The 20,501-nt window shown below is 64.4% G+C and carries 17 protein-coding genes; 13 read left to right on the forward strand and 4 right to left on the reverse strand.

What is annotated here, in order from left to right:
* Positions 1–4: 4 nt before the first annotated feature.
* From AC1DV8_RS03855 to AC1DV8_RS03885, 7 genes are all read left to right on the forward strand, one after another.
* Positions 5–922, forward strand: coding sequence for an ABC transporter permease (locus tag AC1DV8_RS03855; RefSeq protein ID WP_477156754.1), 918 nt, complete (start codon positions 5–7; stop codon positions 920–922).
* A 29-nt stretch (positions 923–951) separates the two neighbouring features.
* Positions 952–2,037: a BMP family ABC transporter substrate-binding protein gene (locus tag AC1DV8_RS03860; protein WP_477156545.1), complete on the forward strand. Its 1,086-nt coding sequence runs from the start codon at positions 952–954 to the stop codon at positions 2,035–2,037.
* A 190-nt stretch (positions 2,038–2,227) separates the two neighbouring features.
* Complete coding sequence (locus tag AC1DV8_RS03865; protein ID WP_477156546.1) at positions 2,228–3,448, forward strand: urate hydroxylase PuuD; 1,221 nt, start codon at positions 2,228–2,230, stop codon at positions 3,446–3,448.
* On the forward strand, positions 3,445–4,752 hold the full coding sequence (gene guaD / locus AC1DV8_RS03870; protein ID WP_477156547.1) for a guanine deaminase: 1,308 nt from the start codon (positions 3,445–3,447) through the stop codon (positions 4,750–4,752). Before AC1DV8_RS03865 ends, guaD begins: the two co-directional genes overlap by 4 nt.
* Before the next feature lie 135 nt (positions 4,753–4,887).
* Positions 4,888–7,041: a malate synthase G gene (locus tag AC1DV8_RS03875; RefSeq protein ID WP_477156548.1), complete on the forward strand. Its 2,154-nt coding sequence runs from the start codon at positions 4,888–4,890 to the stop codon at positions 7,039–7,041.
* Between the two features lie 111 nt (positions 7,042–7,152).
* Positions 7,153–7,473 (forward strand): hypothetical protein, encoded by a 321-nt coding sequence (locus AC1DV8_RS03880; RefSeq protein ID WP_477148740.1) that lies wholly within the window; start codon positions 7,153–7,155, stop codon positions 7,471–7,473.
* A 110-nt stretch (positions 7,474–7,583) separates the two neighbouring features.
* Complete coding sequence (locus AC1DV8_RS03885; protein WP_477148741.1) at positions 7,584–7,895, forward strand: hypothetical protein; 312 nt, start codon at positions 7,584–7,586, stop codon at positions 7,893–7,895.
* Here AC1DV8_RS03885 and AC1DV8_RS03890 read toward each other — a convergent pair.
* Positions 7,892–9,535, reverse strand: a complete 1,644-nt coding sequence (locus tag AC1DV8_RS03890) for a CocE/NonD family hydrolase (protein WP_477156549.1) — start codon at positions 9,533–9,535, stop codon at positions 7,892–7,894. The two genes, AC1DV8_RS03885 and AC1DV8_RS03890, sit on opposite strands and share 4 nt — an antisense overlap.
* Positions 9,532–11,244 (reverse strand): adenine deaminase, encoded by a 1,713-nt coding sequence (ade, locus tag AC1DV8_RS03895; protein WP_477156550.1) that lies wholly within the window; start codon positions 11,242–11,244, stop codon positions 9,532–9,534. Before ade ends, AC1DV8_RS03890 begins: the two co-directional genes overlap by 4 nt.
* A 120-nt stretch (positions 11,245–11,364) precedes the next feature.
* Between ade and AC1DV8_RS03900 the strand changes: the two genes are divergently transcribed.
* Positions 11,365–11,538, forward strand: a complete 174-nt coding sequence (locus AC1DV8_RS03900) for a hypothetical protein (protein ID WP_477148744.1) — start codon at positions 11,365–11,367, stop codon at positions 11,536–11,538.
* A 5-nt stretch (positions 11,539–11,543) separates the two neighbouring features.
* Positions 11,544–12,542, forward strand: a complete 999-nt coding sequence (locus tag AC1DV8_RS03905) for a DNA topoisomerase IB (protein WP_477156551.1) — start codon at positions 11,544–11,546, stop codon at positions 12,540–12,542.
* A gap of 2 nt (positions 12,543–12,544) precedes the next feature.
* Here the strand turns inward: AC1DV8_RS03905 and AC1DV8_RS03910 are convergent, their stop codons facing one another.
* Positions 12,545–14,668, reverse strand: coding sequence for a bifunctional diguanylate cyclase/phosphodiesterase (locus AC1DV8_RS03910; protein ID WP_477156552.1), 2,124 nt, complete (start codon positions 14,666–14,668; stop codon positions 12,545–12,547).
* A gap of 139 nt (positions 14,669–14,807) precedes the next feature.
* Complete coding sequence (locus tag AC1DV8_RS03915; protein WP_477148747.1) at positions 14,808–16,019, reverse strand: ROK family protein; 1,212 nt, start codon at positions 16,017–16,019, stop codon at positions 14,808–14,810.
* A 371-nt stretch (positions 16,020–16,390) separates the two neighbouring features.
* On the opposite strand from AC1DV8_RS03915, the gene AC1DV8_RS03920 reads away from it, so the two are divergent.
* The 4 genes from AC1DV8_RS03920 (at position 16,391) to AC1DV8_RS03935 (ending at position 20,501) form a co-directional block, all read left to right on the forward strand.
* A complete protein-coding gene (locus tag AC1DV8_RS03920) occupies positions 16,391–17,392 on the forward strand; it encodes a substrate-binding domain-containing protein (protein WP_477156755.1) in 1,002 nt (333 codons plus the stop codon).
* Positions 17,393–17,476: 84 nt separating this feature from the next.
* Positions 17,477–18,592: an ABC transporter permease gene (locus tag AC1DV8_RS03925; protein ID WP_477156553.1), complete on the forward strand. Its 1,116-nt coding sequence runs from the start codon at positions 17,477–17,479 to the stop codon at positions 18,590–18,592.
* A complete protein-coding gene (locus AC1DV8_RS03930; RefSeq protein ID WP_477148749.1) occupies positions 18,589–19,455 on the forward strand; it encodes an ATP-binding cassette domain-containing protein in 867 nt (288 codons plus the stop codon). Before AC1DV8_RS03925 ends, AC1DV8_RS03930 begins: the two co-directional genes overlap by 4 nt.
* Positions 19,452–20,501, forward strand: a complete 1,050-nt coding sequence (locus tag AC1DV8_RS03935) for an NAD(P)-dependent alcohol dehydrogenase (RefSeq protein WP_477156554.1) — start codon at positions 19,452–19,454, stop codon at positions 20,499–20,501. Before AC1DV8_RS03930 ends, AC1DV8_RS03935 begins: the two co-directional genes overlap by 4 nt.

The following is a 20,501-nucleotide window of genomic DNA, read 5'->3' on the forward strand; positions in this document are numbered from 1 at the left end:
GAGCATGGATTTCATCATCGCGGCCATCATCACCATCGTCGGTATCTCGACTCCGATCCTGCTTGCCGGGCTCGGTGAACTGGTGGTCGAGAAATCGGGCGTCCTCAACCTGGGCGTCGAAGGCATGATGCTGGTCGGCGCAATCGCCGGGTTCGCGGCGACGGTCGTGACCGGAAACCCGTGGCTCGGAGTGCTCGGCGCGGGGGTCGCGGGAGCGCTTGCTGCGTCGCTGTTCGGCTTCTTCGTCCTGACGCTGAATTCCAACCAAGTAGCAACCGGCCTGGCGCTGACCATTTTCGGCACGGGTCTCTCTTCGCTGATCGGCCTTAGTTTCGTCGGCCGGATCATCCCGCAGTTCGGTTCGATCTTCCCGCCCGAGCTGGCGCGTGATCCGCTGCTCAAGGTGTTCTTCGGCTACTCGCCGATCGTCTACTTCGCGCTGATCATGGTGTTCGCGGTCGGCTGGTTCCTCAAATCCACCCGTTCGGGTCTGATCCTGCGCGCGGTCGGCGAGAACGACCTTTCGGCGCACTCGATCGGCTACTCAGTGGTCGGCGTGCGCTACGCAGCGGTCGCCTTCGGCGGCGCCATGGCAGGCATCGGCGGGGCGTACTTCTCCATGGTGATCACCCCGATGTGGGCTGAGCGGATGACCGCGGGCCGTGGCTGGATCGCGCTGGCGTTGGTGGTGTTCGCCGGTTGGCGCGCTGGGCGCCTGCTTGCCGGGGCGTATTTCTTCGGCATCCTGATGGCGCTCGAGCTCTACGCCAAGGCGGCGGGGTTCTCGATCCTGCCGTCGCAGTTCTGGGCAGCAATGCCCTACCTCATGACCGTTGTGGTCCTGACGCTGATCTCCATGCGGGATCGGGTCGGCCTCAACGCGCCTGCTTGCCTCGGCAAGCCCTTTCTTCCCGCAACGTAGAAACGCCAATAACGTAACAGGAGACGTCCATGGCAAATCTCAATCGCCGCCACTTCATCGCTGCCGCAGGTGCGGCCGCCGCGGCCCTGCCGCTGGTCGGCGGTACTGCCTTCGCGCAGGAGAAGATCAAGATCGGCTTCATCTTCCTCGGGCCGATCGGCGACTATGGCTGGACCTGGGCCCACAACAAGGGCCGCGAAGCGGTCAACACCGCGCTCGGCGACAAGGTCGAGACGATCTATGTCGAGAACGTCGCTGAAGACGCCTCGGCCATCCCGGTGATCCGCGACCTGGCCCAGCAGGGCTGCAAGCTGATCTTCACCACCTCGTACGGCTACATGGATCAGACCATTGAGGTCGCCAAGGAATTCCCGGACGTGAAGTTCGAGCACGCCACGGGCTTCAAGCGCGCCGACAACGTCTCGACCTACAACTCCAAGTTCCATGAAGGCCGCGCCGTGCTCGGCACGATCTCGGGGATGATGGGCAAGTCCGGCACGCTCGGCTATCTCGGCTCGTACAAGGTGCCCGAAGTGGTGCTGGGCGTGAACTCGTTCGCGCTGTCGGCGCAGCGGAAGAATCCCGACGCCAAGGTCAAGCTGGTGATGATCGACAGCTGGTTCGACCCGCCGAAGGAGGCCGCGGCCACCGAGACGCTGATCAACCTCGGCTGCGATATCGTCACCACCCATACCGACAGCCCGGCCGCGTTGCAGATCCTCGAGCAGAAGGGCCTCCATGGCTTCGGCCAGGGTGCCGACATGTCGTCGTTCGCGCCGAACGCCCACCTCACCGCCATCGAGGACATCTGGGGCCCGTACTACATCGAGCGCGCGCAGGCGATCGTTGACGGCACCTGGACTTCGACCGACACCTGGGATGGCTTCAAGGAAGGCACCGTGGTGATCTCGCCCTACAACAAGGCGGTCCCGGCGGACGTCGTCGCCGAGGCGGACAAGATCCAGGCCGGCTACAAGGACGGCACGTTCAACATCTTCACCGGCCCGATCTACGACCAGGACGGCAACCTGAAGGTGAAGGAAGGCGAAGTGATCTCCGACGCCGACCTCGCGGTGATGGACTGGTTCGTCAAGGGCGTCGAAAGCGCTGCCTGATTTCGCTATGAACTGAGAGGAGGCGGGCGCGAGTCCGCCTCTTTTCACGGGTGGTGTCCATCACCTAGCGTCATTCCCGCGAAGGCGGGAGCTAGTGCGGACCAACCGCCGCACCAGGGCATTTGGGACGACCCCGCTTCCCGCCTTCGCGGGAATGACACCGGTGGGGTTGGCAGGGACTAGGGAACCGATGACCGACTACGCAATCGTCTGGGAATGGCTGAGTTTTGCGGTGCGCTGGACGCACGTAATCACCGCCATCGCCTGGATCGGCTCGAGCTTCTATTTCATCGCGCTGGACCTGGGATTGCGGAAGACGCCGAGCCTGCCGCCGCTGGCGCATGGCGAGGAGTGGCAGGTCCACGGGGGCGGTTTCTACCACATCCAGAAGTACCTGGTGGCGCCCGATTTCCTCCCCGAGCACCTGACCTGGTTCAAGTGGGAGAGCTATTTCACCTGGATTTCTGGGTTCATGTTGCTGGTCGTCGTCTACTATTTCGGCGCCGACCTGTTCCTCATCGACCGGCACGTGCTCGACATCGCCAACTGGCAGGCGATCCTCATCTCGCTCGGTTCGATCGTTTTCGGCTGGTACGCCTACGACTTGCTCTGCAAGTCGCGGATCGGCAACTCGACCGGTGGGCTGATGGTGGTGCTGTTCGCCATCCTCACGGCGATGAGCTGGGCCTACACGCAGGTGTTCACCGGCCGGGCCGCGATGCTGCACATGGGTGCGTTCACCGCGACGATCATGGCGGCGAACGTCGCGATGATCATCATCCCCAACCAGAAGATCGTGGTGGCGGACCTGAAGGCGGGGCGGGTGCCGGATGCCAAGTACGGCAAGATCGCCAAGCAGCGGAGCCTGCACAACAACTACCTCACCCTACCGGTGATCTTCTTCATGCTCTCGAGCCACTACCCGCTGGCCTTCGCCACGCAGTGGAACTGGCTGATCGCCTCGCTGATCTTCCTCGAGGGCGTGCTGATCCGGCACTTCTTCAACACTCGCCATGCGCGTAAGGGCAACCCGACCTGGACCTGGCCGCTGGTGATCGTGATCTTCATCCTCTGCGCCTGGCTATCGAGCGGCCCGAAGCTGCCGACCGGGGCGGAAACGGTTGCTTCGCCCCAGGCGACGCTGCTGATGCAGTCGCCGCATTTCCGCGCTGCTTCCGATGTGGTGCAGACCCGCTGCACGATGTGCCATACCGCCGAGCCGGCGTGGGAGGGCATCGCCGAGGCACCCAAGAACGTGATCCTCGACAACGACATTGCCGTCGCCAACCACGCCGAGCAGGTGGCGATGCAGGCCGGCTATTCGCACGCCATGCCGCCCGGCAACGTCACCGACATGACCGACGAGGAGCGCGCGCTGATCGTCGCCTGGTTCCGCGAGGGCTCGCAGTGAAGATCACCATTCTTCGCGGGCGCGTGCTGACCTTCGTCGAGGAGCCGCGGAGGCGGGACGACCACGCCTCGTATCGCTACATCGAGGACGGCGCCGTGGTGATCGGCGACGGCAAGATCGTTATGGTCGGCGAGTGGAACGAGCGTGCCGCGTCGCACCACGATGCGGCGGAGATCATCGACCACCGACCGCACCTGATCATGCCAGGGTTCATCGACCCGCATATCCATTTCCCGCAGATGCAGGTGATCGGCGCCTATGCGGCGGCGCTGCTCGAATGGCTCAATACCTACACCTTCGTCGAGGAGCAGCGGTTCGGCGACGAGGCGCACGCGACCCGTATTGCTTCGCGGTTCTTCGACGAGTTGATCCGGCACGGCACGACCACCGCCGCGGCCTATTGTTCGGTGCACCGGCAATCGGTGGATGCGTTCTTCGGCGAGGCCGAGAAGCGCGACATGCTGATGGTCGGCGGCAAGGTGATGATGGACCGCAACGCGCCGCCCGGGCTGATGGACACGCCGCAATCGGGCTACGACGACACCAAGGCGGGGATCGCCAAGTGGCATGGGCGGGGCAGGGCGCACTACGCCATCACGCCGCGCTTCGCGATCACTTCGACGCACGAGCAGATGGCGATGGCCGAGGCGCTGGCGCGGGAGTTCCCGGACCTCCACATCCAGACCCATGTCAGCGAGAATCTCGCCGAGATCGCCTACGCCAACGAGCTGTTCCCGAACTACGGGGACTATGTCGGCATCTATGAGAAGTTCCACTTGCTGGGCCCGAAGACCCTGCTCGGGCACTGCATTCACCTCAGCCATCGCGAGACCGAGGTGATCTCGGAGACGCGGTCCGTAGCGGTGTTCTGCCCGACCTCGAACCTGTTCATCGGCTCCGGCCTGTTCGACTACGAGCGGCAACATGAGCGCGGGGTGCGGATCGCGACGGCGACCGACGTGGGCGGCGGTAGCTCGTATTCGATGCTGCGCACCATGGATGAGGGCTACAAGGTGATGCAGCTGCGCGGCCAGCGGCTGACGCCGTTCCGCTCGTTCTTCCATATGACGCTGGGCAACGCCCGGGCGATGAGCCTCGACGGGCGCATCGGCACGCTGGAGGCGGGTAAGGAAGCCGACATCGTAGTGCTGAACTCCGGCGCAACGCCGCAGATGGCGCTGCGGATGGAGACCTGCAATTCGCTGGAGCAGGAGCTGTTCCTGCTGCAGACCTGCGGCGACGACCGCGCGGTGGTCGAGACCTACGTGATGGGCAAGCCGATGAAGTCGGCGCTTGCGGCCTGATGGCCCAACCGGCTCATTCCCGCGAAGGCGGGAACCTAGTGCGGGGTCGCCACCGCCACAGCTGTTGGATATATCCCACTGGGTTCCCACCTTCGCGGGAATGACGCCGGTGGTGGGCTTGGAGCAGACGGAACCATGAGCAACTACATCGAGAAATCCAGCCTCAAGGTTGATCGACTGCTCGTCGATTTCATCGAGAAGGAAGCCATTCCGGGGACCGCGGTAAGTGCCGGGCAGTTCTGGAGCGGGCTTGCCGGGCTGGTGCGGGATTTTGCGCCGAGGAACCGCGAGCTGCTGGCGATCCGCGACCGGATCCAGACTCAGGTCGACGATTGGCACAAAGCCAACGGCCCGGTGGGCGCCGACCCCGCGAAGTACCAGTCGTTTCTCAAGGAGATCGGTTACCTCGTTGCCGAGCCTGCGGATTTCACCATCGAGACGACAGGGCTGGATCCGGAAATCTCCTCGATCTGCGGCCCGCAACTGGTGGTGCCGGTGTCGAACGCGCGCTACGCGCTGAACGCCGCCAACGCCCGCTGGGGCAGCCTTTACGATGCGCTATACGGCACCGACGCGATCTCGCGAGAGGGTGACCAGGCACCGGGCAAGGGCTACAACCCGGCCCGTGGTGCGGCCGTGTTCGCGTTCGTTGCCGAGTTCCTCGACCAGTCCTTTCCGCTCTCGCTGGGTAGCCATCGCGAGGCGACGGGCTACGCCGTCTCTGATGAGGGGACGCTGGTAGTCGAGACGCTGGACGGCACAGTGGGGCTAGCGGACCCGAGCCAGCTCGTTGGCTACTCCGACGCGCTCGGACATTGGCAGCTTCTGCTCAAGCACAATGGACTGCACGTCGAGCTGGTGGTCGATGCCTCTACGCCGGTGGGCAAGGATCATCCCGCGCACCTCGCGGATGTGATCCTCGAGTCCGCCCTAACCACCATCCAGGACTGCGAGGACTCGGTTGCGGCGGTGGATGCCGAGGACAAGGTTGGCGTCTATCGCAATTGGCTCGGGCTAATGAACGGCACGCTGAGCGAGACATTCGAGAAGGGCGGCAAGCCGCTCACCCGCAAGCTAAACGCCGACCGGCAGTACAAGGACATAAACGGCCAGCCGCTGACCCTCAAAGGCAGGGCGCTGCTGCTCGTCCGCAATGTCGGCCACCTGATGACCACCAAGGCAGTGCTCGATCCGGCCGGCCAGCCGATCGGCGAAGGATTGATGGATGCCGCGGTGACGGCGCTCTGCGCGCTCTCCGACAAGGTCAACTCCACCACAGGTGCGATCTATGTGGTGAAGCCGAAGATGCACGGGCCGGACGAGGTCCAGTTTGCCTGCGATATCTTCGGCGCGGTCGAGGAAATGCTCGGCCTCAAGCCCGAAGCAATCAAGATCGGCATCATGGACGAGGAGCGACGCACCTCTGCCAACCTCAAGGCTGCTATCTACGCGGCGCGGCGCCGGGTGTTCTTCATCAACACCGGTTTCCTCGATCGCACCGGCGACGAGATCCACACCTCGATGCTGGCCGGTCCGGTGTTGCGCAAGGACGACGTGAAGGCCGAAAAGTGGATCCAGTCCTACGAGGACCGGAACGTCTTGATCGGGCTCGCTGCCGGGTTCTCCGGCAAGGCGCAGATCGGCAAGGGCATGTGGGCTCGGCCGGACGATATGGCGGCGATGCTGGCGAGCAAGGCGGCGCATCCCAATGCTGGCGCCAATACCGCCTGGGTGCCATCGCCGACGGCGGCGACGCTGCATGCGCTCCACTACCACCAGATCAACGTGTTCGAGGCGCAGAAGCGCCGCCACAACCAGGCGACGCCGGGGTTAGGCGAGTTGTTCTCGATGCCGGTGCTCGATGCCTCGACGCTGACGAAGGCCGAGATCATCCGCGAGCTCGACAACAATGCCCAGGGCATTCTCGGCTACGTCGTGCGCTGGGTCGATCAGGGCGTCGGTTGCTCCAAGGTGCCCGACATCAACAATGTGGGGCTGATGGAAGACCGCGCCACCTGCCGCATCTCTTCGCAGGCGGTCGCAAACTGGCTGAAGCACGGGCTGGTTAGCGAGGCCGAGGTCAAGGGCTCGTTCGAGAAAATGGCGGCGGTGGTCGACGGGCAGAACGCCAGTGATCCACTATATCTGCCAATGGCCGGGCACTTCGATACGTCGATCGCCTACCAGGCGGCGCTGGCGTTGGCGCTCGAAGGCGCATCGCAGCCATCGGGCTATACAGAGCCAATTCTCCACGCGGCGCGCGAAAAGATCAAATTGGCGAGCGTGTAGGTTCCCTGGTCACAAATGTTTGCAATGGGCAACCATGCCCAACCTCTGCCGTTCTCGGGGCAGGCCACTCCTCCCTGGCCCTCAAAAGAAAAGAACGGTAGGAGACTTTCAATGACTCGTTCCTTTATTTCCGCCATGGCCCTGACTGGTGCGATGTTGTTCTCCGGCGCTGCGATTGCGCAGACGGTGGTAGGCGGCGTTACTGTGTCGGCAGAGGATTTACCCAAGGTTCAGGCGGCGTGCGACACGCTGGCTGCCAAGGCGCAGGCGGATAGCGGTGCTACCAGCACCGACACCGCCGCTAGTGCCGAGACGAGCACCGACGCTACCTCGGGTGAAACCGATGCCGGTATCGATGCCACGACCACGAAGAGCATCGATCTGGCCCTGCTGACCTACGAGTCCTGCAAGGATGCCGGCCTCGTGAAGTGACGGCCAACTAAGACTGACACACAAGGCGCGGTGCAGACACTGCGCCTTTTTCATATGTTGGCAATGAACTTCGCCAGCGGCGCGGTTATGGTTCGTGCAGGAGAATGAAGATGAAGCAGATTCTGCTGATCGCCGTACTTGCCGGGCTGGCCACTCCCGCCATGGCGCAGAGCGCCATCAAGGGCATCGAGCTTTCGCCGACGGATGCTGCCCGGGTGGATCGCCAGTGCGACGCGCTGCGGTTCCGGCAGGCGGACTCGTTGGCGTCCAATACGCCGGAAGAGCCGCCAGCTGGGGTGATCGTGGCTGATCCCTCGAGCTACTGGGCGGAGCATGCCGACGGCATGGACGCGGCGCTCGCCAAGATCAACCTCGATACGATCTCGATCCGGGACTGTCGCGAGGCAGGCTTCTACAACTAAGCCCGATCGAGTTCCACGACCGGCAGGTGGATGGCGCTTGGGCGCGCCGGATCGTGGAAGATCTCGATATCCGCCGTTGCGAGGTGCGATGCCTCGCCCAGCGGTTCATCGGTCCCGGTGTTGCGAGCGTAGCGCGGGTGGGCGCCGCTGGCGACGATGACGCGCAGCCTGTGGTTTCGATTGAAGCGGTGCGCCGTGGCGTGCATGCGGAAGTTGAGCTTCCAGATGTCGTCCGTCACCGCAGGATCGGCCGAGGTCTTGCGGATGATCCCGTCGCAGATGTTGGTCGAGAAGCCTTTCTCGTCCACATCGCAGAGCCGCACGAAGAAATCGGTATTGGTCAGCGTCGAGCGCGCGTGCAGCGCCACGCGGACCTGGCCGAGGATGGTGATCGGGTTGAACAGCGGCTCCGAGGTATAGACCAGCACGTCGTCGCGCTTCTCCAGCGGCGCGTTGTCGACCGGGCCGGCGCCGTTGAAGGCAAACATGGCTCCGCCGACGGCAGGCGTCGGATGGGCGGGGTCATAGGTATAGGTATCGGGCGGCGAGGCGCGGACCGGGCGTTGCGATAGCACCTTGTCGGGGTGGATATGCCAGATCTGGTTGTCCGGCTGCACCGGCGGATAGCTGTCGAAATCACGCCACTCGTCGAGCCCGGAGACGTAGAGCCGCACAGGCTTGGAGCGCAACCCACTGGCGTCGCCGAGGAGCTTGGCGTTCATCCACTCGAGCGTCTGCTTGACGCTCTCCATCTGCAGGTCCGAGCTGACGTGGAACCATGGGCCGATGGTCAACTGCGGCGTGTGGCCGGCATCGACCAGCGTTGCGTAGTCGCGCAGCAACTGGTCGAGCATGAAATCGTACCAGCCCGAGGTGAAGCTCACCGGCGGGGTGCGGCTACCGATGCGGTGGGTATGGTCAAGTGGCTGCCAGAACGCGTCGTTGCCGATCGCCTCGTCCATCCAGCGGCGCCAGAACGGCACTTCGCGCCCGGTAACGCGCTTGTCGGCATCGCGCAGTGGCAACTTCATGGTCGCGCGGAGGGTGGCGCGCTCGATGCCGCCGGTGAACATGCGCTGAGCGGTCCGCAGCGGGTTGCCGCGCAAGCCTTCGACGGTCTGGATCCAGCTGAGCCACAGGCCCACGGCGAGGCCGCCGCCGGGAAAGACGATGGAGCGGAACTCGGCGCTGGTCACCTTGATGGCCATCGCGGACTGCTTGGGGAGCGCATCGCAGATCGCCCACTGGGCATAGCCGAGGTAGCTCGGGCCGGACGTGCCGAGGCGGCCATCGAACCAGGGCTGCGCCTTGATCCAGTCGATGGTCGCGAGCCCATCGTCGCGTTCATGCCCGAACGGGTCGAACTCACCCTCCGACTTGTCGGTGCCGCGGCAGGCTTGCAGCACCACATGAAAGCCCCGCTCGGCATAGACCTCGCCGATGGTGGCGAAGCCCGACAGACCATAGGGCTCGCGCATCAGGATGGTCGGGTGCTTGCCCGGCAGTTTGGGTGCGAAGTGCTCGGTCGCCAGCGCGATGCCGTCATACATGGGCACGCGGATATTGCGGGTGCGGACGATGCCGCATTTGCGCTTGGGCAGCTTGTAGAGGTCGGCGACGAAGCGGCTCGCAAAGCTCATTTGACGAAGTCGAACTTGTCCACGTCGAACAGCCCCCGGTCGGTCATCTTCAGATGCGGGATCACCGGCAAGGCGAGGAACGCCACCTGCAGGAACGGCTCGGGCAGGGTGCAACCGAGCGCGAATGCCGCCTGGCGCAGGTGGTGGAGTTTGTCGGCGACGGTCTCGAAGCTGAGGAGGCTCATCAACCCGGCGATCGGCAGCGCCAGCTCAGCGGTCACCCGGCCGCCATCGGCCACGGCGAAGCCGCCACCCAGTTCGATCAGGCGGTTCACCGCCACGGCCATGTCCTCGTCGTCGGCGCCGACCACCGTGATGTTGTGGCTGTCGTGGCCGACCGACGACGCAATGGCGCCGCGCTTCAACCCGAACCCCTTGGTGAAGCTCAGCGCCACGTTGCCGTTGATGCCGTGCCGCTCGATGACGGCGATCTTGATCACGTCGTTCTCGATGTCGGGCAGGGTGCCCTTGTCCGAGACTTCGAGGGTAGCGCTTTCGCGATAGGTGAGGATCAGCCCCGGTCGTACAGCGATCACCGGCGTTTCGTTCTGGCGCGGGTTTGGCGGCACGATGAACGTCGATGGGCCGACCCGTTGCGCCTTCATCGAGGCGAGCCCAACCGGTGGCACCGGCTGTCGCGCCTCGAACAACTCCGGGCGGACCAGGCGGCCGCCGGAGATCACCTCGGCGACTCGACAGCCTTCGAGGTCATCGAGCAGGGCGATGTCGGCGCGGTAGCCGGGGGCAACGAGGCCGCGGTCCTTCAGCCCAAAAATGCGCGCGGCCGAGTGGGAAGCGGCCCGGTACACATGGTGCAGCGGCCTGCCACGGCCAATGAGGCGCCGGATCGAGCTGTCGAGATGGCCCTCCTCCAGCGTGTCGAGCGGGTTGCGGTCATCCGTGCACAGAGCCACGTAAGCCGAGGTATTGGCATCGAGAATCTCGGCCAGGGCCTCGAGATCCTTGGACACCGAGCCCTCGCGGATCAGGATGGCCATGCCCTTGCTCAGCTTCTCGCGCGCCTCCACGGCGGTGGTCGACTCGTGGTCGGTGCGGATGCCGGCGGCCAGATAGCCATTCAGCGCCAGATCGGTGACCAGCGGCGCGTGGCCGTCGATGTGCCCGCCCTGGAAGGCGACCAGTTTCGCGATGATGCCGGGATCGCCTGACAGCACTCCGGGGTAGTTCATGACTTCGGCGAGGCCGATGACCTGCCGGTGATGCCGGAACTTCTCGAGGTCGGCGATTTCGAGCCGAGCTCCCGAGGTTTCGAAGGGCGTCGCCGGCACGCAGGAACTGAGGTTGACCCGGATGTCCATCACGGTGCGCTCAGCGCACTCGAGAAAGTACCGGATGCCGTCCGCGCCAAGCACGTTGGCGATCTCATGAGGATCGCAGATCACCGTGGTGACGCCGTGGGGCAGGACGCAGCGGTCGAACTCGAACGGCGTCACCAGCGAGGATTCGATGTGCAGGTGCGTATCAATGAAGCCGGGGACGGCGAAACGGTTGTCGCCTTCGATCAGCCGGGCGCCGTTGTAGTAGCCGTAGGTACCGACGATGCGATCGGCGACGATGGCGATATCGGTGTGGGTGATCGATCCGGAGATCACGTCCAGCAGGCGGACGTTCTTGATCACTACATCGGCCGGAACCTCGCCGGCGCCCGCCTTGATCATGCGGGTGAGAAGCTCGGGGGAAATGGTCATGACGCGGCCGTGATCAGCATGTCCCAAAGTCTGCGTTCAGGTCGTCACGGTCAAGTGGGGACGGAACCGCGGGTCGGTGGGAACGTTGATTTTCACATTCATCTGCAAGCGAGTAGCGCCATGCGAACGTTTGATGCTCAAAAGTCTACGACGGAAGTTCGCCAGGGCAGCCGGCGGCTGATGAACTTCCGCGTGCTGATCTGGTCTTTCATCGGCATCGTCCTCGCCTTCGGGCTGATCTACCTGGTGTTTTTCCTGATGGCGCCGCCGCCCAACACCACTACGGGCGTGTAGGGCGAGTGACGCGACTGAAGCGCGTCGGACGCGATGATCTGACTATCCGCCGCCGAAAACACGGACGCACTTTCGGGTTTACCGACGCTGAAGGCGAGTTGATCCGCGACCCGGAGATCAGAGAGCGGGCGCGCGGGCTTGGCATCCCTCCAGCCTGGACCGACGTGCGCATCGCCGCCAACCCGCGGGCTCACATCCAGGCGTTCGGCACCGACGCCGCCGGGCGCCTCCAGTACATCTACCACCCCGATTGGGAGGCGCGTCGTGCCCGGCACAAGCAGCAGCAACTGACGCTGTTGACCGCAGCTCTGCCGCGGCTCAGGCGGCGTGTCCGAGAGGGGCTGCAGGCAGAGGCCGGCAGCAAGGAGTTGGCCCTTGCCATCGGCGTGGCCCTCATCGACCGGACGGCCATGCGGGTTGGGCGCGAGCGCTATCTCGACGCTCACGGGACGCGCGGCGCCGGTACGCTCTATAGCCGCGATGTCACCGTGCATGGCGACGAGGTTCATGTCGGCTTTCCGGCAAAGAGCGGCAAGAAGGCCAGCTACGGTTTCACCGATCCGAGGCTGGCCGCGGCAATACTCGAGGTGAAGTCCATCCCCGGCCGCCGTCTGCTGATGTATCGCGACGATGATGGCAAGGCCCGCGCCATCCGCACCGAGGACCTCAACCGCTACCTGCGCGAGATCGCCGGCGTGGCCGTGACCGCGAAGGACTTCCGGACGCTGCATGCAAGCGCGCTGGCGGGCGAAGCACTGGCAAAACTCGAGCCCGCAGAGTCGGTCACGGCGCGGAAGCGGCAGATGGCGGCAGTGACCAAACAGGTGGCGGCGTTCCTCCAGAATACGCCGGCCATCTCCCGCAACAGCTATGTCGCCCCCTGTCTTTATGCGCTGTTCGAAAACGGTCGCCTGGCAGCGCTGTGGGCCGCTGGGGGAGACGGGGCGAATGGCGTGAGGCAGCGCGAGGTACGGCTGGCGGCGGTGCTCGAGGCGGCCGGCTAGGCTCAGGCGGCGAGCGGACCGGCAAAGCGGGCGTCGATGTCGCCAACCGCGAGCGGGGTCGAGAACAGGAAACCCTGGAAGGTGTTGCAGCCCATCGCGACTAGGACACGGAACTGCTCGTCGGTCTCCACCCCCTCGGCGGTGACCTCGATGCCGAGGGCGTGGGCCAATGTTACCATGGCCTGGACGATGGCGTTGGATGCATTGGCCGTCGACAACTGCGCGACGAATGAGCGGTCGATCTTGATGCGATCAACCGGATAGCGCTTGAGGTAGTTGAGCGAGGAATAGCCGGTACCGAAATCGTCGAGGGCGATCCGGATGCCGGCCTCGCGGAAGCTCTGAATAGTGTTCGCGGCGGTCAATTCATCGTCGAGCAGGATGCCCTCGGTGATCTCGAATTCAAGGTCGGCGGGCCGCATGCCGGTGTCGGCGAGCAAGCTGAAGACGCGATCGACGAAGGTCGGGTTGCGCAACTGCGCCGGCGAGATGTTGACGGCAATGGTGCGGCCGGGCCAGCGGGCGCCGAATTCGGCGGCACGACGCAGCACGAACTCGCCCAGTTGCTCGATCAGGCCGGTGCTCTCGGCGATGGCAATGAAGCGCGATGGCGCGATTACTCCGAGTTTCGGGTTGGTCCAGCGCAGCAGCGCCTCGGCACCGACGGTCACCTCGTTGCTGTCGCAGAGCGGCTGGAAGGCGACCCAGAGCTGGCCGGGACTGCGCAACGCCTCGCGCAGCTCTGCCTCGATGATGTGCCGGTTCTGCACCTGCTCATCCATCGTCTCCTCGTAGACCGCGGCGCGGTTGCGGCCGGCCGACTTGGCTTCGTAGAGCGCGATATCGGCCTTGCGGCTGAGGTCGCGGCTGTCACGCTGGTTGCCGCTGGCGACGACGATGCCGATCGAGACACCGACGAAGGCGTCGCTACCCTGGATGCGGAACGGCTTGGCGATGCTCTCGACGATGCGATGGGCGAGACCGGAGACTTCGTTGGTGCCGCCGTGACAGGAATGGAGGATGGCGAACTCGTCGCCCCCCAGCCGCGCCAGCACGTCCGTCGGACCGACGACATCGCGCAGCCGGTCTCCGACGGCCCGTATCAGATCGTCGCCGGCATGGTGGCCGAGCGTGTCGTTGACCTGTTTGAAGCGGTCGAGATCGAGCATCAGCAGCGCCAGCGGCGGATCGCGCAGCTTGGCGGCCGCGAGCCGACCCTCGAACTGGCGGTCGAAGCTCAGGCGGTTGGGCAGCCCCGTCAGCGAATCCTCGGTGGCGCGGCGCTCCGCCTCAGCGCTCTTGGTCTCGAGGGCGCTGGAGGAGCGCCAGAGCCCGAGCAGCAGCAGCGCCACGACGACGCTGATGACCAGGAAGCCGGCGGCGAGCGCGGGGGCAGTACGCTGCAGCAACGTTTCGCCCGGCCGGTACGGCTCCCACTCGTAGAAGGTGACGATCCGGCCGGCCCGGTTGGTCACCGGAAACGCGTCGAATGCCGAGCTGCCCGGGGTCGAGGTAAACCTGCCGACTTCCACCAGGTACTTTTCGATGAGCCGCATCTCGTAGTCGAGATCGAGCATGGCGATGCTGGCAAGGATGGGCTCGGTTCCGGGCGCGAGCTGGATGTTGCCGGTATCGGAGACGATCGGGGTGACGCTGACAATCGCCGGCTTGCCGTCGATGAGGGCGAAATCGCTCACCGATGGTGGCTTGTCGGCATAGCCGGCCCGCGCCAGATCGCGAACCTCGGTGACAAAGGGGAGCACTTGTTCGGCCCGTGACGCGAAGGCGCTGGGCTCGCGCCGTTTGCCGTCGACCGAGGCGTAGGCGGGTTCGTCGTCCTGGAGCAGGATGTAGCTCTCGTCGTGGCCGAAATACTCGTAGGTCCAGCCGCCGATATTGTTGTCGAGCCAGGCGTAGTCGTGCCGCTCGACCGCCTCGATCGTGTCGTCCCAGATGGTCACGCTCTGCTGGTCGTAGGGGACGGTCTCTAGCTGGTCGCGGACCGAATGCGCCACCCGCATGCTTTGCCGGTTAAGCGCGTCTGCGTCGACTTCGCCGGCGGTCCAGAGCACGAAGGCACCGAGCAGCGCCACGGTAACGGCAAAGACGATCAGCACTGAAGTCATCACGACTAGTGGGAAGGATCGTCCTGGCTTGGCACGTTCTGTGTCTGACATGGTGGCCGTAGTCGTGGTGCCCAGACACTGACACCGGAAGCTTTGGAAGTCGTTACTGCGTGGCGCGCTTCCCCGCTACGCCTGGAAACTAAGCATTATCCTTGAAGAGGACTTCGCGGTCCTGCGTGAAGTTGGCCAGCAATGGCAGCGAAGCGCCGCCCATGGCGCGAGCGGCGTTGCCGATGCTGCCGGGCAGCAGCTTGAATTGCGATAGCCCCTGCCGGTTGAGCCGGGCGATCGCCGCGTCGGTGCGCTCGATGATGCGGCTGCGCACATGGCTGGGGAAGGCGCCATCGATCAGCACGGTCTCGACGTCGATCACCGCGATGGCCGCAACGATCGAGTAGGCGAGGCTTTCGGCCACCTCGTCGATCCATCGCTCGAGCACGTCGCCCAGGTCATCGCCCCAGTCATCGGGCGATTGCCAGAGAATCTCCGGGTTGCGTCCGCTGGCCAGCAGTTCGCGCTCCAGCACGTAGATAGAGGCGACATTCATCAGCTGTGGGCTGCGGCCAGCGGGCACGACATGGCCGGGATCGCGCGCCGGCATCGAGCCGAGCGCGGCGGCGTTCTGGGTGCGGCCAGGGAACAGGTGACCATTGAGCACCAGCCCGCCGCCGATGAACGAACCGATGAAAACGTAGAGATAGTCGATGTGGTCGGCACCCGAACCGAACATCAGCTCGGCGGCGCATGCAGCGGTGATGTCGTTGGCGAAATACACCGGCCAGGGGCAGATCGCAGCCATCATCTTGCGCACATCGACCTGCCGCCAGGCGTCGATCTCGGCCTTGGGCGCACCGATCTCCTCGTGCCAGGTCCACATCTCGTAGGGCGCCGCGATGCCGAGCCCGGCGATGCGCGCCACCAGTGGCGCCGGCATACCTTCGAGCAGTTCGTCGATGCCGGCACGGGCGAACTCACGGATGCCGTCGGGCGTGGGGTAGGGGTAGGTCTTGTGCAGGAGCTTCAGGATCTCACCGGTGAAATTGATGAGATAGAGATCGACGCTGCGCCGCCCGATCTTCAGCCCGAAGCTCAGTGCCCCCTCGGGGTTGAGCGAATAGGGCACCAGCGGCTGGCCCACCTTGCCGCGCAACGGCTTGCCCCGCAGCAGCAGCCCGTCGGCCTCCAGCGCGTTGGTGATGATCGAGATGGTCTGCGGCGACAGGCCGGTCATCCGGGCGATGTCGGCCTTGGGCAGGTCGCCGTGCCGGCGGATCAGGGACAGCACCAGTCGCTCGTTGTAGAGGCGCACGCCGGTCTGGTTGGTGCCGCGGCTGGCGGCTCCCGGCTTCAATCCGGCCTCTCTGGTGCTGGGCCCGCTAACCACTGCTCCCGACCTCTCTTCGACTGCATTTGTTGACAATTCGTCCGTTCTCCGTCGCGCGCAGTGAAGCCACGATGGAGACGAAAGTGCAATCGATTACATGGGGTTCGCACCCCCTCCCGAACGAAAGGATTATCCGTCGCGTCCCGCGTGTCAATTAATAAATCAAGTGGATTAATTTATTGACAGCCCGCAACGGTTGCGCTGAATATCGCCTTCGGCTCGGGGAGGAGTGCGTGCCAAAGCACGTCGCCCTTGCCTTCTGCCCAGCCTCCGGAGCCAACCGGTTGGCGAGGCAGGCAACGCAACATTGGGAGGAGTTTATGGGAAAATTCGGTTTTCTGAAGCTGACGCTGGCCGGTGCCGTGATGGCCGCGGCAATGGCCGGCACGGCCTATGCGCAGGACGTCACGGTCGGTCTCATCACCAAGACCGAAACCAACCCGTTCTTCGTGAAAATGCGCGAAGGCGCCGAGGCGAAAGCCAAGGAACTAGGGGTGAAGCTTATCGCCTGCGCCGGCAAGTTCGACGGCGACAATGATGGGCAGGTTGCCTGCATCGAGAACCAGATCTCGGCAGGCTCCAAGGGCTTCGCCATCGTCCCTTCGGATTCGAAGGCCATCGTGCCGACGATCCAGAAGGCGCGTGACGCCGGTCTCAAGGTGATCGTGCTCGATACCCCGCTCGATCCGATGGACGCGGCCGATGCGACCTTCGCCACAGACAACCGCAAGGCCGGTATGCTGATCGGGCAGTGGGCCGCGGGCACGCTTGGCGATAAGGCTAAGGACGCAGTCATCGTCGCGCTTGACCTCGCGACCAACCAGCCGACCGTCGACTACCTGCGCGACCAGGGCTTCATGGCCGGCTTCGGCATCGACGTGAAGGATCCCAACAAGTACGGCGACGAGGACGACGCGCGCATCTGCACGCACGAAATCAGCCAGGGCGACCAGGAAAAGGGCCGCACGGCGATGGAGAACGCGCTGCAGAAGTGCCCGAACGTCAACGTGGTCTACACCATCAACGAACCGGCAGCGGCGGGCGCCTACGAAGCGCTTAAGGCAGTTGGCAAGGATGATGGCTCGGTGCTGATCGTCTCGGTCGACGGCGGCTGCCCAGGCGTCGCCAACGTCAAGTCGGGCGTGATCGGTGCCACCAGCCAGCAGTACCCGTTGAAGATGGCCTCGATGGCTCTCGACGCGATCGTTAGCGGCACCATTCCGCCAATCGATCCGGCGATGGGCTTCCTCGACACGGGTGCAACGCTTGTCACCGACAAGCCGGTCGCCGGGGTGGAGTCTATCGACACCACCAAGGGTGCCGAGCTCTGCTGGGGCTGATCGTCTAGCCTAACACCATCCGGCTCCCGCGTTCCACGCGGGGGCCGACTTCTGGTAGACATGTCCTAGGGGAGAGGGGACACGATGAGTGACGACGCCACCGGCTCGGCAACGGCTGAAACTGGCTTGAAGGGCGCCGCAACGGAGGTTGCGAGCTTCGAGGAAGACCGCAAGGGGATCATCCGGACCATCCAGGGGATATTGCACGAGTACCCCACCATGATTCCGCTGATCGTGCTCGTGGTCAGCAGCGTGATCTTCGCCATCGCGGCTCCGGGCAAGTTCCTGTCGCCCCTGAACCTCTCGGTGGTGTTGCAGCAGGTGACCATCGTCGCGATCCTGGGCATGGCGCAGACGCTGGTGATCCTCACCGCCGGCATCGACCTGAGCGTCGGCCTTATCATGATCCTCTGTTCGGTGGTCATGGGCCGTACGGCCGTGGTGTTCGGTGTGCCGGTCTGGCTCGCCTTCCCGCTGGGCCTGGTCGCTGGCCTCGCCTGCGGCTACCTCAATGGCCTGTTGGTCACCATGCTACGGCTGCCGCCGTTCATCGTGACGCTGGGCACATGGAGCATTTTCGGCGCGCTCAACACCTTCTATTCCAACAGCGAGACCATCCGCTCCCAGGACATGGAGGCGGCTGCGCCGTTTCTCCTGTGGCTGGGGAAGCTCTTCAAGCTATACGATATCGGGCTGTTCTTCGGTCTCGACCTGCCCTGGCTGCGGGGCTGGGTGGTGACCTATGGCTCGATCCTGATGATCGTTGTTGCGATCATTCTCAGCTACATTCTGGGGCGCACCGCCTTTGGCCGGCATGTCTATGCGACCGGCGACGACCCTGATGCGGCGCGGCTGTCGGGTATCAATACCAACCGTGTGCTGCTGGCGGTCTATGCGCTCGCCGGACTCATCTGCTCCATCGCAGCGTGGGTCCTGATCGGCCGCATCGGCGGCGTCAGTCCGCAGGCCGGCCAGACCGCCAACCTCGACTCGATCACCGCCGTGGTGATCGGCGGCACGAGCCTTTTCGGAGGACGCGGCTCGATCGTGGGCACCCTGTTCGGTGCATTGATCGTGGGCGTGTTCCGCAACGGGCTGGCCCTCTCGGGCCTTGCCCTCCTGTGGCAGGACTTCGCGGTCGGCGTGCTGATCATCGTCGCCGTTACCATCGACCAGTGGATCAGGAAGATTTCGGCATGAGCGACACGATCAGTATGGGTGGCGTGCCGTCCGGCAACGCTGGGGACATTGTTCTCGAGGGCAGGGGCCTCAACAAGCGCTATGGCCGCGTCGTGGCGCTCGACAACGCGGACTTCAACCTCCGCCGCAACGAGATCCTCGCGGTGATCGGCGACAACGGCGCGGGCAAGTCGACGCTGATCAAGGCGCTCTGCGGTGCCGTGATCCCCGACAGCGGCGAGATCCTGCTCGATGGCCAGCCGGTGCATTTCAAGTCGCCGATGGACGCGCGCAATGCCGGCATCGAGACGGTGTACCAGAACCTCGCGCTTTCGCCGGCTTTGTCGATCGCCGACAACATGTTCCTCGGGCGCGAATTGCGGAAGCCTGGCTGGAGCGGGCAGTGGTTCCGGCGGCTCGATCGGTCTGGCATGGCCAAGATCGCGCGCGACAAGCTGAGCGAACTGGGTCTGCTCACCATTCAGAACATCCACCAGTCGGTCGAAACGCTGTCCGGCGGTCAACGCCAGGGCGTCGCGGTGGCGCGCGCCGCGGCGTTCGGCTCGCGCGTGGTGATCATGGACGAGCCCACGGCGGCGCTGGGCGTCAAGGAGAGCCGGCGGGTGCTGGAATTGATGCTCGATGTCAAACGCCGCGGCTTGCCGATCGTGCTGATCTCGCACAACATGCCGCATGTGTTCGAGGTGGCCGACCGGATCCATATTCACCGGCTCGGCAAACGCATCGCGATAATCAACCCCAAGGAATTTTCGATGTCGGATGCCGTGGCGATCATGACCGGGGCGATGAAGCCGCCGGTCGAAGGCGCCACAGGTCCGACGCATCACTACAAAGTCGGCGAGGAAGTCTCTCAGGTCCAATGACTAAAATGCGCGCGCTCGTGCTCGAGAAGCAGCACGAACTGAAACTCCGTGACATCGATCTTCCGACCGACGTCGGCCCCGGGCAGGTGAAGATCAAGCTCCATACGGTGGGCGTCTGCGGCTCCGATGTGCACTACTACACCCACGGCAGGATCGGCCCGTTCGTGGTCAACGCGCCGATGGTGCTTGGGCATGAGGCTGCGGGAACCATCGTCGAAGTCGGCGAAGGGGTCACCAACCTCAAGGTCGGCGATCGGGTCTGCATGGAGCCGGGCGTGCCGGATCCGAACAGCAAGGCGTCGCGGCTTGGCATGTACAATATCGACCCAGCGGTGACCTTCTGGGCCACACCGCCGATCCACGGCGTACTGACGCCTTACGTGGTGCATCCGGCCAATTACACGTTCAAGCTGCCGGACAATGTGAGCTTCGCCGAAGGCGCGATGGTCGAGCCGTTTGCGGTGGGCATGCAGGCGGCGACCAAAGCCAAGATCACTCCCGGCGACACGGCGATCGTCATGGGCGCCGGGCCTATCGGCACCATGGTGGCGCTGGCGGCACTGGCCGGCGGCTGTTCGCGGGTGATCATCACCGACCTGGCACAGCCCAAGCTCGATATCGCCGGCCAGTACCAGGGCATCATCCCGGTCAACGTCAGGGATCAGAACCTCCTCGCCGAGGTAAACCGCCTCACCGAGAACTGGGGCGCTGACGTGGTGTTCGAGTGCTCCGGCAGCCCGCGCGCCTGGCAGGGCATTGTCGACGTGGTCCGCCCGGGTGGCACTATCGTGGTGGTCGGCCTGCCGGTCGATCCAGTGAACTTCGACATCGCCTCGCTGTCGGTGAAGGAAATCACCATCGCCTCGGTGTTCCGCTACGCCCACCAATACGACCGCGCCATTGCGCTGATGGCCTCGGGCCGCGTGGACCTGAAGCCGCTGATCTCCGAGACGTTCAGCTTCGAGGACTCGATCAAGGCGTTCGACCGCGCGGTCGAGGGGCGGCCGACGGATGTGAAGCTGCAGATATTGATGGAAGACGCCTGA

This window comes from Devosia sp. P3_B2 (genome assembly GCF_056402875.1).